Origin of the sequence: Proteus sp. FME41 (assembly GCF_014897315.1) — a bacterium.
Taxonomy (GTDB): domain Bacteria; phylum Pseudomonadota; class Gammaproteobacteria; order Enterobacterales; family Enterobacteriaceae; genus Proteus.
On sequence record NZ_JABUYL010000001.1, the window covers coordinates 519,923 to 535,782 of the forward strand.

The 15,860-nt window shown below is 31.9% G+C and carries 15 protein-coding genes and 1 pseudogene; 10 read left to right on the forward strand and 6 right to left on the reverse strand.

The window, feature by feature from the left end; all coding sequences use genetic code 11:
* The first annotated feature begins 324 nt into the window (after positions 1-324).
* Together INT04_RS02565 and tyrR are read left to right on the forward strand one after the other, a co-directional pair.
* The gene (locus INT04_RS02565; RefSeq protein ID WP_226893918.1) at positions 325-744 is read left to right on the forward strand and encodes a hypothetical protein; all 420 of its coding nucleotides are present in this window, start codon (positions 325-327) and stop codon (positions 742-744) included.
* 154 nt (positions 745-898) lie between these two features.
* Positions 899-2,464 carry a transcriptional regulator TyrR gene (gene tyrR / locus INT04_RS02570; RefSeq protein WP_193014566.1) on the forward strand — a complete coding sequence of 522 codons (1,566 nt, stop codon included), beginning with the start codon at positions 899-901 and terminating at the stop codon, positions 2,462-2,464.
* 69 nt (positions 2,465-2,533) lie between these two features.
* On the opposite strand, the gene tpx is transcribed toward tyrR, so the two are convergent.
* Complete coding sequence (tpx, locus tag INT04_RS02575; protein WP_193014567.1) at positions 2,534-3,037, reverse strand: thiol peroxidase; 504 nt, start codon at positions 3,035-3,037, stop codon at positions 2,534-2,536.
* A gap of 224 nt (positions 3,038-3,261) precedes the next feature.
* Between tpx and INT04_RS02580 the strand changes: the two genes are divergently transcribed.
* A complete protein-coding gene (locus INT04_RS02580) occupies positions 3,262-4,881 on the forward strand; it encodes a peptide ABC transporter substrate-binding protein (RefSeq protein WP_193014568.1) in 1,620 nt (539 codons plus the stop codon).
* Positions 4,882-5,531: 650 nt separating this feature from the next.
* Here the strand turns inward: INT04_RS02580 and INT04_RS02585 are convergent.
* Both INT04_RS02585 and INT04_RS02590 read right to left on the reverse strand, forming a co-directional pair.
* Entirely contained in the window at positions 5,532-6,092 is a 561-nt protein-coding gene (locus tag INT04_RS02585; RefSeq protein WP_193014569.1) for an Ail/Lom family outer membrane beta-barrel protein, read from the reverse strand.
* 264 nt (positions 6,093-6,356) lie between these two features.
* On the reverse strand, positions 6,357-6,698 hold the full coding sequence (locus INT04_RS02590; protein ID WP_193014570.1) for a DUF4377 domain-containing protein: 342 nt from the start codon (positions 6,696-6,698) through the stop codon (positions 6,357-6,359).
* A gap of 377 nt (positions 6,699-7,075) precedes the next feature.
* Between INT04_RS02590 and zntB the strand changes: the two genes are divergently transcribed.
* Positions 7,076-8,059, forward strand: coding sequence for a zinc transporter ZntB (gene zntB / locus INT04_RS02595; protein WP_193014571.1), 984 nt, complete (start codon positions 7,076-7,078; stop codon positions 8,057-8,059).
* A 310-nt stretch (positions 8,060-8,369) separates the two neighbouring features.
* Here zntB and ttcA read toward each other — a convergent pair whose 3' ends face one another.
* The 3 genes from ttcA to leuE all read right to left on the reverse strand — a co-directional run bounded on the left by ttcA (position 8,370) and on the right by leuE (position 11,061).
* Positions 8,370-9,293 carry a tRNA 2-thiocytidine(32) synthetase TtcA gene (gene ttcA / locus INT04_RS02600; protein ID WP_193014572.1) on the reverse strand — a complete coding sequence of 308 codons (924 nt, stop codon included), beginning with the start codon at positions 9,291-9,293 and terminating at the stop codon, positions 8,370-8,372.
* A gap of 290 nt (positions 9,294-9,583) precedes the next feature.
* Complete coding sequence (locus INT04_RS02605; protein WP_193014573.1) at positions 9,584-10,141, reverse strand: 4Fe-4S dicluster domain-containing protein; 558 nt, start codon at positions 10,139-10,141, stop codon at positions 9,584-9,586.
* A 278-nt stretch (positions 10,142-10,419) separates the two neighbouring features.
* The gene (gene leuE, locus INT04_RS02610; protein ID WP_193014574.1) at positions 10,420-11,061 is read right to left on the reverse strand and encodes a leucine efflux protein LeuE; all 642 of its coding nucleotides are present in this window, start codon (positions 11,059-11,061) and stop codon (positions 10,420-10,422) included.
* A 342-nt stretch (positions 11,062-11,403) separates the two neighbouring features.
* Between leuE and INT04_RS02615 the strand changes: the two genes are divergently transcribed.
* The 6 genes and pseudogenes from INT04_RS02615 to INT04_RS02640 form a co-directional block, all read left to right on the forward strand.
* The gene (locus tag INT04_RS02615; RefSeq protein ID WP_193014575.1) at positions 11,404-11,700 is read left to right on the forward strand and encodes a putative quinol monooxygenase; all 297 of its coding nucleotides are present in this window, start codon (positions 11,404-11,406) and stop codon (positions 11,698-11,700) included.
* A 69-nt stretch (positions 11,701-11,769) separates the two neighbouring features.
* A complete protein-coding gene (locus INT04_RS02620) occupies positions 11,770-12,087 on the forward strand; it encodes a hypothetical protein (protein ID WP_193014576.1) in 318 nt (105 codons plus the stop codon).
* 59 nt (positions 12,088-12,146) lie between these two features.
* Positions 12,147-12,746, forward strand: coding sequence for a pentapeptide repeat-containing protein (locus INT04_RS02625; protein ID WP_193014577.1), 600 nt, complete (start codon positions 12,147-12,149; stop codon positions 12,744-12,746).
* Positions 12,747-13,042: 296 nt separating this feature from the next.
* Positions 13,043-13,579, forward strand: coding sequence for an Ail/Lom family outer membrane beta-barrel protein (locus INT04_RS02630; protein ID WP_193014578.1), 537 nt, complete (start codon positions 13,043-13,045; stop codon positions 13,577-13,579).
* 334 nt (positions 13,580-13,913) lie between these two features.
* Positions 13,914-14,453, forward strand: coding sequence for an Ail/Lom family outer membrane beta-barrel protein (locus INT04_RS02635; RefSeq protein WP_193014579.1), 540 nt, complete (start codon positions 13,914-13,916; stop codon positions 14,451-14,453).
* A gap of 445 nt (positions 14,454-14,898) precedes the next feature.
* Positions 14,899-15,860, forward strand: a pseudogene (locus INT04_RS02640) (hypothetical protein); the annotation flags it as partial.

Here is a 15,860-nt window from a genome sequence, read left to right on the forward strand (position 1 = left end):
AATATTCATATTCCATAATGAAAACTATTGTAATAAATAAATTTTCGCTATAATGCTTTATTTAAAATGATAAAAAAAGCTTGTTTAAAAAACTATAATATTAAAAACACGAAGAGTTATTTACTATAGCTCTTTGTATTTCATTGTATTTTATTCATTTTTTGATGGTGAAAATTATTTTTTGAAAGAAAGATTTTTAAAAATTAGTATGCTGTATCATATTAAATGACATTTTTATAAAAAAGTAATATCAGATTTTTCTTCTGGTATTACATTATGATTTCAAGAATAGAAAAGTAAAAATATAATTAATGAGGCCAGATAATGAAAGAGATGCCTATTTCAGTTATCAAAAAATTATCAAAACAAAGACGTAGAATTTATATTAGCTCAGCTTTAAATGTTATTGTACTTGATAATAACCTAAGTATTTTAATTCCTATTCTGAGTGAAACGATTGACGAAATTAAAAAGAAACAACATCAAGAACAGTCTAAGTCATTTCAAATTAAAGATACGTCGCAATTTTTTGAATATCTATCAGAACAAGATAAAAAAGAGAAGGCGATAAACGCATTAGAATACCTGCTTTTTTGTTTTGAAAATGGATGTAAAACTATCAAAAAAATGATCCGCCGAGAAATAAGCCCTTTAATAAAAGATATCGAATATCTTATTGATTTTGAGCTAAAAAAAATAATAAAAAAGGCTTCATTTTCGTTATTTGGTTTCTTTAAAGCATAAAAAATGGTGGGTTGAAAATCAAAATTTTAATTTAGTTGTGTAAAAATAAATGCTAGTGGTGTCAACCTTTGCTGACAAGGCACTTTATTTCGTTGATATTTATGTATAATATCTAGAATTAGTTCAGGGTCACTCAGTATTAAGAAGGTTTATAATGCGTTTAGAGGTCACTTGTGAAGATCGCATCGGGTTAACCCGAGAATTATTAGATCTGCTCGTATTAAAAAATATCGATTTACGTGGAATCGAAATATTTCCAATAGGTCTTATTTACCTGAATTTTTCCCAAATAGATTTTAATATATTTCAACCGCTTATGGCTGAAATAAGAAGAATCAAAGGTGTTATTGATGTTCGTACCGTGGCTTTTATGCCGTCAGAACAAGAACACCGAGCAATTTGGACATTATTAGAATCCGTACCTGTTCCTGTCTTTTCTATTGATACGAAAGGCAAGGTTAAGTTATTAAATCCAGCGACTCGACACCTATTTGGGCTTGCTCCAGACGATGATTCTGAAAAAACATTTAATCAACTCATTCCTAATTTTAATATTCATCGTTTTTTGGAACAAAAAGAACATTTGATTCAAATGGTTCCAATAACGTTAAAAAAACAAAGTTTTGAAATGGAAATAGTGCCTATAAAAATAACAGATGATAATCAGTATAATCATTGTGTAGGGGCCTTTGTATTATTGAAATATCGCGGAATAATTTATGATCATCCAAAGTTAATGGTGAATGACCAAAGTGGATTTGATCAAATCATTGCCGTAACACCAAAAATGAAGCAGTTGATTGAACGTGCTCGTAAAATGGCCATTATGGATGACCCACTATTACTTGTTGGTGATACGGGAACCGGAAAAGACCTACTTGCTAAGGCCTGTCATCTTCTAAGCAATCGCTTAAGATACCCATTTTTAGGCTTAAATTGTGCCTCATTGCCCGATGATGTTGTTGAAAGTGAATTATTTGGTTATGCCGCAGGTGCTTATCCTAATGCAATAGAAGGTAAAACTGGCTTTTTTGAACAAGCAACGGGGGGAACAGTTTTACTTGATGAAATTGGTGAAATGTCGCCTCAAATGCAAATTAAGTTATTACGTTTTCTAAATGATGGAACATTTCGCCGAGTCGGTGAAGAACATGAAGTAAAAGTTGATGTACGTATTATTTGTGCGACACAAAAAAATTTGTGGGAGCTTGTGCAGAAAGGATTATTTAGAGAAGATCTTTATTATCGATTAAATGTCTTAACGTTGACGTTACCGCCTTTAAGAGAGAGAAAAGACGATATCATGCCACTTGCAACTCATTTTATTAACCAATATTGTCAAGAACAAAAAATAGGTATGCCATCGATTTCTACTGAGTTTTCTGCTTATTTAACACAATATTCTTGGCCTGGAAATGTTCGTCAATTACGTAATATTATTTATCAAGCGATGTCTCAAGTAGTAGGAAATACACTAAGAGTTCAAGATATTACCTTACCAGAACACACCACAGATGTTTTATTTGATGAGGATTTATTAGAGGGCTCATTAGATGAAATGACGAAGCGTTTTGAAGCTTCGATTTTAGCACGTTTATATCGTGATTATCCGAGTACGCGTAAATTAGCAAAACGCCTAGGTATTTCTCATACAGCAATTGCAAATAAACTAAGAGAATATAACCTCACTAATAAAAAGAATGAAAAAACTGAAAACTAAATTACGGTTTAAGGTTTCTGAATAAAAAATAGACGAGCATAACGCTCGTCTATTTTTATATATAACGTATTATTTCAATGTATTTAATGCATTATCATAATTAGGTTCAGTTGTAATTTCATCAACAAGCTGAGTATAGATAACCGTATTATTTTCATCTAAAATAATAACTGCACGGCTTGTTAAGCCAGCTAATGGGCCTGATGTAATTGCAACACCATAATTCTCTTTAAATTCAGCACCGCGCATTGTTGATAATGTGACAACATTATCTAAACCTTCAGCACCGCAAAAACGAGCTTGAGCAAAAGGTAAGTCAGCTGAAATGCATAAAACAACGGTGTTGTTTAATTCATTTGCTACTTTATTAAATTGGCGAACACTTGCAGCACAAACACCCGTATCTACACTTGGAAAAATATTGAGAACTTTACGTTTACCCGCAAAGTTTGCTAAAGAAACATCATTAAGATCTTTACCCACCAAAGAAAAATCTGCTGCTTTTTGGCCTACTGCTGGAAATTTGCCTGCCAGTGTTACAGCATTTCCTTGTAAAGTAACTTGATGTGCCATTGTTGTTCTCCTCTATGAGTTATCAGACTTACTATTATTAATACTAAATTATTAACGAAAATTCTTGTTAATGTTTAACCATTATTAAAATTTGTCACTATTTGCATAGTACTCACCAAAAACATAAAAATTTATAAAATATTTGTAATCAGTGATTGTGCCTTTTTATCAGGCTCTTATAATTGTGCAGTTCATTCTCATACAGACTACAGGACGAAACAGACATGCGCAAAACATTCGTCATATCATGTGCACTTGTCGTTCAAGGATTACTCCTACCGCAGGTAAATGCGGCGGTAGTGCCAGCAGGAACGATTCTCGATAATAAACAGGAAGTCGTTCGACATTTAAAAGATGAGCCCGCATCTCTTGACCCTATTAATGCTGTAGGATTAACAGAGGCACAGGTACAACGTGATTTATTTGAAGGATTGACGATAGAGGATGAACACGGGCGTCCTATTCCTGGTGTTGCTGAGCGTTGGCGCACAGAAGATAACCGTGTGTGGATCTTTACTTTACGTGATAATGCCAAATGGTCAAATGGAGAGAAAGTCACGGCTACAGATTTTGTCTATAGCTGGCAAAGGTTAGTTGATCCTAAAAATCTGTCTCCTTTTGCGTGGTATGCATCACTTGCTTCTATTGAAAATGCCCAAAAAATTATTGATGGAAAATTAAAGCCAAGTGCATTAGGCGTAGAAGCGATTGATGAAAAAACGTTAAAAGTAACGTTAGATCGGCCCATTTCTTACTTTCCAAGTTTAACGACTAATTTTTCGTTATACCCTGTACCACGTCATAGTGTTGAAAAGTATGGCGCAAAGTGGATCAACGTTGGAAATCTAGTCGGTAATGGCGCCTTTATTTTAAAAGATAGAGTGGTTAATGAAAAAATTGTATTAACACCTAATCCTTATTATTGGGATCATCAAAATACAGTGTTAACAAAAGTTACTTTTGTTCCTATTAATCATGAGTCACATGCGACTAAACGTTATCTAGCAGGCGATATTGATATAACAGAGTCGTTTCCTAAAAATTTATACCATAAATTAATGAAAGATATTCCTAATGAAGTTTATATTCCCGACCAATTAGGTACTTATTATTATGCTTTCAATACTCAATCAGGGCCAACAAAAGATATTCGTGTACGTAAAGCGTTAGCGATGGCAATTGATAGAAAAATTATTACTGAAAAGGTATTAGGGACAGGTGAAAGATCAGCTAACCGTTTTACGCCTGATGTGACGGCAAATTTCACGCCAGAGCCGACAATTTATGATGAATATAGTCAGGATGAATTAGATAGCCAAGCAAAAATATTATTAGCAGCTGCAGGGTATGGTCCTCATAACCCATTAAAATTATCATTGCTATATAATAATTCAGAAAATCATCAGAAAATTGCTATTGCAGTCGCTTCCATGTGGAAGAAAAAATTAGGTGTTAAAGTTGAATTACGAAATCAAGAATGGAAAACGTATATAGACAGCAGAAATACAGGTGATTTTGATGTGATTAGAGCTTCATGGGTCGGTGATTATAACGAGCCATCGACCTTTTTAAGTTTGTTAGGCTCTAAACATACGGGTAATATTCCTAAATACCAAAATAAGCAATATGATGAAATATTGATGTTATCAGGTATGGCAATTGATGAAAATGAACGAAATAGCCTCTACAACAAAGCAGAGCAAATTATTGCTGAAGATGCGCCAATTGCACCTATTTATCAATATACAAATGGGCGATTAATAAAACCGTGGCTAAAAGGCTACCCTATTGAGAACCCTGAAGATGTTGCTTATAGTCATACATTCTATATCTTAAAACATTAATTTAAACAGTATGATTAACGAATTAAATCTCAGTTTAGATAAAGAGTTTAAATAAAAAGTTTAAATAATCCTCTAATGGATCATAAAAATGAAAAATGCCCTAATTTGAGTGTTCGATTTAGGGCGTTTTTTATCTAATAGATAATAAAAAATAATAATTATCATTTATTCTTATTAATAAATAATAATTGAGATGAAGAAATGAAAAATAAGTAGGTGACATAAACAAAAAAGAACCCCTTTTAAAAATGGGCGTAGCAAAATAAAGCAAGATTATTTATTGTCTGAATATAAAATATATTCTTAATCCTTTTTTTGCACGCTTTTTATTGTATCTAACTGTTACAGTGATTAATAAAATATTTATAACAAAAAAAATCCCTCTGTTATAAAAAACAGAAGGAGACTCAAAAGGAATAAACATTGCAGGGACTATGTTAATACATTTTTGCAGTATTGTTTTGACTAATTGTGCAATGTGCTTGATGTTAAATATTGCAGTATCTTTTATTTATAGATGTAAATACTTAATGGCAATAAAAGTTAATGTATTTATTGTAATGTTGAAGAGTTTTGTATATGAGCTCTCTATTTATTTCTTTGCTATTGTTAAATTAAATTACTGATTACCAACATTTTTTAAATAAAATTTAAAAACGATATCCCAGAGATAATTGTAAGCTATTTAACTCAATGTGACGTTTGTTTGCTGTGGTATCTGAGTAAAGGTAGCCAAAATTAAGTGAAACATCTTTTAGTGGGTTATAATCGATGCCAATATGACCAATAACGCTTGTTGTATTAACAATATGTGTATCTGTTGTGTTTATTTCAGGATGATACTTATCTTCTTGATGTTTCAATTTATTAGGGCCCATTTGGGCATAGATGGAAATTTTTGATGATAATCTATAAGTCGGGCCGACTAATAGAGCCGTCGTTTTATTTCTGTATTTTATTATTGATGGAAGGGTAAAACGGGGATCATTAAAAGGCTCTTTATGATCTGAGTTCAAATAGAGCAGGGAAACTAATAGTCCCCAAGTATTTTCTGTTTCATAACGATAACTAATAATCGGTCCTTTTGCAGTATCACCTTTTATTTTCCCATAAATATACCCCCCATAGAGAGTATGCGTTTTATTGTAAGCATGTGATGTAGAGGTATAAGATAAAGCGAAGCTAATTAAAATAAGAATTAATTTATTCATTATAGAGGTTCTATGTTGAGGTAAGAAGCTCTATTTTTAGTAAATTAAGCATTTATTTCAATATTAATTGTTTGAAATTACTCTTAAAAATAGTTTGCAGGCTTATTTTAAATGCTTAATAAAATTAAAGTCATATAAATAGCATATTATTAAAATAACATAAATTTAATTAAACTTACTTAATAGAGGTTATCAGCAAAATAATCTTAATAAAAGGCACTCACAATAGCGTGTATTGCTTATTGTGAGTGTTAGTAGGAGAGGCTATTTCTTATCTACAATCTCGACTAGCGTATATTTTACACTTGGTGCATCTGCCGGAGGATTAGGGACATCTGTCACATTCACTTTTAATGTGTATTCCGTGCCTGCTTTATACTCAAAACCTTCAATGTTTTGATAGAATAGTGACCATTCACCAGAAGGGAGTTCTTTCACTTTCATGCATTTCATTGGAGCAACACCCACACAGTCATAAAGTTGTGAATCGACGAGAAGTGTTTTTGTTGTATCAGCAGCCGCTGCAGTGTTTGCATTTTCTGTTGACGTTGCGTCATTGCATCCAGCTAAAAGTAAAAATAAAGGAATAGCGAGAAACTTTTTCATATTGATGACCTTATTTTTAGGGTACAACAAATGTATTAGATAAGATTTAGTATACACCAGACTGATAATTATTATAAATTACAGCAAATAACTTTTTCTCTTGTAAATAAAATAAGTTATCTCTAGGCATTTCAACTATTGATATAGTAGCGTAACTATCAGCATTAGATTTAGTGTAATAATCCTAAAGTAAAAAATACAAATAAAAACAGGAGCGTAATTATAAAAAATAGTGTTGATATACAATATATTAGAAGATAAATAGAATAACATATTGAAAAATAATTATATAAAGTGAAGATAGACACATTATTATTTGACAGTTGAACACTGAATTAAGATAGCGTTTTTAACGCAAAGATTATGGAGGAAACTAAATGAAAACAATTAATGACTCTGTCTTGCATGATTCAGATGCAATTTATACTGCGCAACTTAATGGGCATGGGGGAGTAATTGAAATAACGTCTGAGACGGTTGCAACTAATGAAAATCCGCTGTGGATACATTTAGATTACCGCAAACCACAAAGTGCTCAATGGATACAAGAGACAGAACTACTTCCAGCCATAGCTAAAGATATCTTATTAGCGGAAAATGTTAGACCAAAGGCTCAACGTATTGGTGAAGGTATCGTCATCAATTTGCAAACAATTAATAATAATCCAGATGATCGACCTGATGAACTTGTGGCATTTAGAATTTATATTAATAGCCAAACAATAGTGTCTAGTCGTCATCGTCGAGTTAATTCTGTTGATTCTGTTATTCATACTTTAGATGTAGGCAATGGGCCTGAAAGTAGCGGTGATTGGTTAATTACCATGGCGGATGCTGTCACTGATGAAATCGGGGAATTTGTCGAAACTTTACATGATCAATTAATTGAACTTGAAGATATGATCCTCGATCAACAAATACCGGCAAGAGGCGAATTGGCATTACTCCGAAAACAATTGATTGTTTTACGTCGTTATATGGCACCACAAAGAGATGTCTTTTCAAGACTCTCTATCGAGAAACTTCCTTGGATGAGTGATAGTGATAGAGTAACGATGTTAGAAATATCAGAAAGACTTTCCCGGCGTTTAGAAGATTTAGACAGCAGTATTTCTCGTACTGCAGTTATCGCTGACGAAATTACATCAATGATGGCTGATGCGATGAATAGACGAACTTATACAATGTCACTTATGGCAATGCTATTTTTACCCACCACTTTTCTTACAGGGTTATTTGGTGTCAATTTGGGCGGGATCCCAGGAAATGAATTTCCTTATGGTTTTACCGTATTTTGTCTATCACTCTTTGTTTTGATTGTGATTGTTACTTGGTGGTTAAAACGTAGTAGATGGTTGTAAATTTTCAGAGAATTAATCGTAACTAAATGGATTTAAAAAAGAATTCTCTAGTCCTGTTTGAGATATATCAATTTTTTAAAATACAACATCTGGCATTATAACTCTCGCAGGTGAATACAACGTTGAGCGATGAACGTTGTGCTCCATAATTGTAGTTTTTCTCATATTGAGTTCTTAATACAGAATAATTGACCATTATTACACCGATGTTTATTAACATCGGTTTTTTTTTGCTTAAATTTATTGTTGGTAATTATTTCATCACAAAAATCCTAAGCCTTGAAAATGGCAAGGCTCAGGAGATAACACATTATTTTACTTCAATAATATCAAGCTTATTTTGGCTAAAATCAGGGCGTTCATTATCATCTTCTTGGAACATCACTGGAATTGCAGGGATCTCATCTTTATCGAAGGCCAAATCACCGCCATTAATGACTTCATCACCATGTTTAATATTGGCGAAATCAAATAAATGTGTATCACAGAGATGAGACGGGACAATATTTTGTGTTGCTCTAAACATAGTTTCAATGCGACCTGGGTAGCGTTTATCCCAATCCTTTAGCATTTCTTTAATAACTTGACGTTGAAGATTAGGTTGTGAACCACAAAGATTACACGGAATAATAGGGAATTGTTTTGCTTGCGCGAAACGTTCAATATCTTTTTCTCGTGCATAAGCGAGGGGACGAATAACGATATGCTTGCCATCATCGCTCATTAATTTAGGTGGCATACTTTTAAGTTTGCCACCATAAAACATATTCAAGAATAACGTTTCTAAGATATCATCGCGATGATGGCCTAAAGCGATTTTAGTTGCGCCTAATTCTGTTGCTGTGCGATATAAAATACCACGGCGTAAACGAGAACATAAAGAGCAGGTTGTTTTACCTTCAGGAATGATATCTTTGACAATTCCATAAGTATTTTCTTCAACAATTTTATATTCTACACCAAGCTCATTTAAATATTCAGGTAAAATATGTTCAGGAAATCCGGGTTGTTTTTGATCTAAGTTTACTGCAATAAGCGAAAAGTGAATTGGCGCACTTTTTTGCAGGCTCATCAAGATAGAAAGTAGCGTGTAGCTATCTTTACCACCAGAAAGACAGACCATGATTTTGTCGCCATCTTCAATCATATTAAAGTCAGCGATAGCTTGCCCAACATCACGGCGTAAGCGTTTTTGTAGCTTGTTGAAATTATATTGCTCTTTTGGGATGCTCATTTTTACGGTTCTATATCGTTGCTGATTATTCTGTAACTTGCTAACCAAGACTTTGTCTTTACATTACTGTTTTTTTAAGTTTAAAAAACATTAAAAATCAATGAGATATTTATTATCTCAACCGGTAAAGTGTTTGAAACACAAAGTTATTTATGGCAAGAAAATTGATAAGTTGCCAATGATACCAGATGGTTGGGTAGTTTCGATATAAATAACTACAGTTAAGCAACTTCAGAGCAACCAAAAAGAGAGAGTAATAGCCTTATATAACGGATAAGGCTATTAAGAGATTAAAGTGTTATTCCATGCATATTAACATCTTCACGTAAAATAGATTTTTTTCTACGTTCAGCCGTTAATTGTGTCAGTTCATTTTCAGAGACAAGCATTAAAGCGTCTTGAGGGCAAAATTCTACACAAGCAGGACCTTGCTCTCTATGATGACATAAGTCACATTTAACGATATCAATTTGAAAGTATTGACCAAGGTCTAAAAATGAAGTTTGAGGAGTCTGTTCTTTTTTCTCAAGTTCAATTGCACCAAACGGACAAGCTAAAAGACAAGCCCTACAACCAATACAATTTTCAGGATGTGTTTCAACAAAATTTTCACCACGGACTAATGCTTTTGTTTGGCAAGCTTGAGCACAAGGTGCATCTTCACATTGATGACAAACTGAGGCTGTAAACTGATGCATTAATTTAATAATATGAATTCTAGGATGAAAATTCTTTTTATTGAGGAAATCATTTCCGTCCTTTTCAAATGTATGGCCAACTGAACAAACTACTTCACAGGTCTTACAGCCAATACATTTTTTAGAATCAATAACAATTTGGCTATTCATCTCAATACCTATCTATAAGGATATGTATTTTATGATATATCCGTATGAAGAGTCTTTTAGTAATATTAATCAAATTTATATCAAATAATTAAAATTTAATAAAAAGAATAAAATAAAAAACGTTTTTTTTAATTGAAATAGAATGAGAATGAATAGTATTTAATAAGTAATGGGTGAATACACTTATTAATATACGTAAATAGGCTTAATAAATGGATAGAAAAAAGGCAATCTATATAATGATTGCCTTTTCTCTAATTAAAATCTATTTTCAATAATTATGATGATAATGTCGCTAATTTAGTCGCAAAACCCATAAAGAAAAGCCCGATAACACCATTGCCTAATTTTGTCATATTTTTACGTGAACCAAAGAAACGAGCAAGAGCTACGCCACCAAATATTAAAAAAGAGAGATAAATGAAACTAAAAGTTTCAAGCATAGAAGCTAGAATTAAATAAGATAATCCAGTGTGAGCATAATTAAAATCGATAAATTGTACGAAAAAAGAAATATAAAATAAAATTGCTTTAGGATTAGTCAAACTTAATGTAAGTGCTTTTCTAAAAACATGCTTTTGCACACCAGTTGTTTGTTCTACATGCGCTTTCTTTGAGAAAAAAGTTGCATGGATAATTTTTATACCTAAATAGAGAAGATAAAAAGCACCTAAAAATCGCACAAGAGTAAACAGCACAGGGGAGGCTTTTATGACCGATGCAACACCAATAAAGGCGAGAAAAATAAGAATAGCATCACCTAAAAAGACACCAAATGCAGCACGATAGCCATCACTAACACCACCGGATGCGCTTGTTTTTAACACATAGAGAGTATTAGGACCAGGTACAAGGATAATAAAAAACATGCCTGCAAGGTATGTCCAGATATTGAGTACACCAAATTGTTCAAGCCACACGTTAACCCCCAAAAATCTTACTTTCTCTGTATCACTTAATGAATGACTATTATATAAAGAGAATCAGTATTATTTAAACGCATATTTTTATCGATATTGAGAATAAATATTTGATATTTACTGCCTACTGTATGAAAAACAGACCTTTTTTATTATTTTAAACTGGTTGCTGCATCGTTTTATTTTTTTATACATTGCGTCTTGCTAAAAAAGAGTAAGGGTTTAATTATAAGAAGTATTTTTCTTATGTAAAAAGTCTAGATCTCTTAAGTTAACTAGGCTATATTTATCTGTGTTTTTATACAGTGTTTTGTGTTATTCAATTACGGTAAGGAGAATGTGATGTTAAAAGTAATTGCTGAAGATTTTATTAAAACAGAAGCGATAGAAATTGTTTTACCTCTTTATCGTGAGCTTGTTGAAGCGACTAAGAAAGAGCCTCTTTGTATTAGCTATAATTTATATGTTGATGAAAAAGATCCAGGTCACTTTGTCTTTGTTGAACAATGGCCAGATCATGCTGCGCTTGATATACATTGTGCAAGTGAGCATTTTCAGCGACTAGTTCCTATGATTAATGCTTATACAAAAGCCAAACCTAAATTTTTGCTTATGGCTGATGCTTTTGATGAAAATTAAAAGTAATAAAACTTGTCTCATTTAGAGTGAATACACTAAATAATAAGAAATAAAACAAGAGAGATGATGATGTTAGCGAAGTATATTTCTCAAATTGTAAACCAAGAAGAGGGCTATCAAATTTTAAGCTCCCACAAGTGTCGGGATGATTTGACTGAAATAATTCGAGCAACACAGGCTTGGTTATTTAATGATGGTGTTATTCTTAAATGTACTGAAGAGATAGAAACAGAACATTATGATAATGATACCCAATGCCCTGAGTGCTGGATCACATGGGAAATTATTGAGTCAAATAACAAATATATTTCACCTTATAGAAAAGAGTTTTTTAATTTATGCCAACAAAAATTCTGGTTAAAAATGCAACTTGCTAATTATGCATAAAAAAGAAGAATATTAAAATAAAGAGAGTCCTTTTTTTTATCATTTTTATCGGGGGAGATATGGGAAATTTAGAAGATAATCAGGAATATTTAGAGAAAATATTTACTAAGCTTGATATTAGTGAATTAATGCTCAACGAAATAATATTTGAAGAGTGTGAATTCTATCAGTGTGATTTTTCATCAGCTAAAATATCTCACTGCAAATTTGTGCATTGCTTATTTGAACGTTGTAATTTAAGTTTAGCGAATATCCCTAATACTCGATTTTCTAATACTCAATTTGTTGAGTGTAAACTTGTTGGCATTGATTGGACAAAAGCGTATTGGCCTAAATTTGATCTTTATTCACAACTCAGTTTTAAAAATAGTATTTTAAGTGGCTGTAATTTTTTTGGATTAAAATTGAGTGAATCTATTTTTGAAGAATGCCGATTACATGACATCGACTTTAGAAATACAGATCTTCAAAAATCAGTGATGATAAATTCTGATTTTTCGAATAGTTTGTTTATGCAAACAAATTTAGAGAGCGTTGATTTTACTGGCTCTCATTCTTTTGGTATCGATATTCACCAGAATAAAATTGAAAAAGCAATATTTTCTAAAATCGAAGCTCTTGAGCTATTAAGGTATCTTGATATTAAATTGGTCGATTAGCAGTGAAGAATTAAAAAATCATATTTAAAGCAAATACAGTGGTGTTATTTAAGTCACTTTATTGATAGTGGCTAAGCTTATAATCTTAATATTTACTTAAGAATGGTGAAAAATACGGTAGGTTTATTGTTAATTGGGATAGTGTTTTAATTATTCTTTTATTAATAAGAATGCCTTTATAATAAATTATTAATATCGTATTATTTATAAATAATATTTATCAAATATTATGCTTAATTTATAAGAGAGCTAAATTTAGCTCCATTGTATCTGTCCTTTTTATATAGAGAATAAAGATGAAACGTAATTTATTTTTTGCTGCTTCTGCGCTAGCTATTTCTACATTTTCTTTTGGTGTTCAAGCCGCATTAGATAATACTTTGTCTGTAGGTTATGCTCAAAGCTCAATTAAATTAGATGGCAATAAATTTGCTGATAATCCTAAAGGCATTAACTTTAAATATAACCATGAATTTGATAATGATTGGGGTGTTATTGGATCACTGACATATACAAAATTAACCTATAATTTTTATAGTCGCTGGGGAAAAATTGGCTCAACTGAAATTGATTATGTTTCATTAACAGCTGGCCCTAGCTATCGTTTTAATGACTATTTTAGTGCTTATGGTTTAATTGGTCTTGGTCATGCTAATCAAGAAGATAAATATTATTATGGTAATGATGAATACAGTAAAACATCTATGGCTTATGGATTAGGATTACAAGTTAATCCAATCCCAAACGTAGCTATTGATGCATCTTATGAGTACTCAAAATTAGATGATGCAAAATTCGGTACTTGGGTTTTAGGGGTTGGTTATCGATTCTAATATTTAGTCAATAAATTATATTTTAAAAGGTCACGTTATGTGGCCTTTTGATTTTATATAAGATAAAATTTCAATAATATTAAAATTAATGATTGTTTTTAATTTTAAATGCTTTTTATTTCCCTTTCTTTAACTAAAACCCCTCTATATTGATTGTTGTTAATAATAATATTTTTATTGCTATTGTATAGAAAATAAAATGTTCATCTGTTTTTTATTTTGATTTATTATTTCAAGTGCGATTTAAATGATGGTGATTAAAATTAAATATAATTGAAATTATATTTGGTTAATTCATCTCACAGCCAAATTTTAAATAATACTTAGGTTTCTAATGAAAAATATATTAGTTATTCCAATTACTGCTGTTTTTTTATCAATAACAACATTTAATGCGACTGCAATACTGAAAAATACATTGTCATTAGGCTATGCGCAAAGTGAGATGAAACTAGATAGCAAAAGGGTTACAGATTCACCTAAAGGCGTTAATATTAAATATGATTATAAGTTAGATGATAACTGGGGTGTAATCGGTTCATTTGTCTATAATAAAGAAAAATATTCTTTTAATCTTAATTCTAATAAAGGGAATATACATTATGATTATTATTTATTATCTGTTGGGCCTAGTTATCGTTTAGGTGAATATATTAATGTTTATGGCTTAATTGGTGTTAGCTCAGTTAAAATGAATTTAGAGTTTGATGCTAACTATCAAAATATTAACTTTAATAAAGTATCTAATAGCTATGGTGTTGGATTACAATATAATCCAGTTCCTAACTTAGCAATTGACGCTTCTTACGAGTATTCAAAGCTAAGTAATATCGAATTTGGTACTTGGGTGGTGGGTTTAGGTTATCGTTTTTAATCTTATTTAAAATAGGTTTCTTCTTTAAAGGCCACATTATGTGGCCTTTTTTCGTTTCTATAAAATGAAAATAAATTAAACATTAATTTTTATCTACTAAATATATTTTTCTCTAAAGATAAATTTCATTTTAGTGATCTAACTCATACTGAATTTCTTTCTTTTTATCTGTGTAATTCTAAAATGAAATTTTCAACACTACAATTATTAACTCTGTTTTTTTAGTTATGGAGGAGATTATTAACTGATTATGTGTTTTTTACTTAATTTTCATTTTTTGTGACATGTGTGATTAATCTAAATAAGAATAAAATGAAGCTATTCTTTTTTAGATTAAATAATAAAAAACCAAATACTGTCTTTTATTGATTTATCTTTAGTCGAAAGTTTTTATTTACTCACGCTATATTCAAGGCTGCTTCGCTTAAACCATTGAGGTTCTATCATGTTTAAAAAATCATTGATTGTATTAGCCCTCGCACCTTTTTTTGCACAAGCAGCACCTATAGATAATAACGAAAACCTTGATATTCCAATTTCGATGCCAAATGTATCGACAGCTATTGTTGAACAATCAGATGGCGTTAAAATAGGCTCTGGATTTATTGATACTGACGTTAAAAATAATTCAATTATCATTGGTAATACTGCCGATGATAAAGAGATCCCCATTGAAAATCCGAATAAATTCCTTCCTAATAATAAAGCAAGACCACCTGTTGCAAAATATGATTCTGATATTGCAATAGGTAATAGTGCTTATGCTGATGGTGATGCAGAAGGTCAACAAGGCGCTCCTGCAATTGCATTTGGTAATGCCGCTGTTGCTAAAGGTGAAGGATCACTTGCTTTCGGTTCTAAGGCGGTTTCAGATGGTTTAGGTGGTATAGCAATTGGTGACGCTGCAAAACAGAGTAACGGTGGTATCAGTATTGGTAACAATGCTAATGCAGGCAAAGGTGATGAGTTATTTGGTGGTTTAAAAACTAACCACAGTGTTGCCATTGGTGCGGATGCAAGAGTGGTTAATGATGCAAAAGATTCTATTGCATTAGGGGGTAACTCTGTTGCTGGAAAAATGTCTGAAGATAAAGCCTTATTTTTGAAAGATAACGATAGAGCTGGACAAAATATTGGGGAATTATCAATAGGGCAAAAAGCAGTAAGTGGCGATTTTGGTGAACAAGATACTTATCGTCGAATCACTAATGTTGCAGGCGGCGCCGAAGATACTGATGTGGCAAATATTGCTCAGTTAAAAGCGGTAAATGAAACGGCAACAGAGGCTAAAACGACAGCAACAGAGGCCAAAACGACGGCAACAACGGCATTAACAACGGCAACAGAGGCCCAAACGACGGCAACGACGGCATTAACAACGGCAACAGAGGCCAAAACGACGGCAAC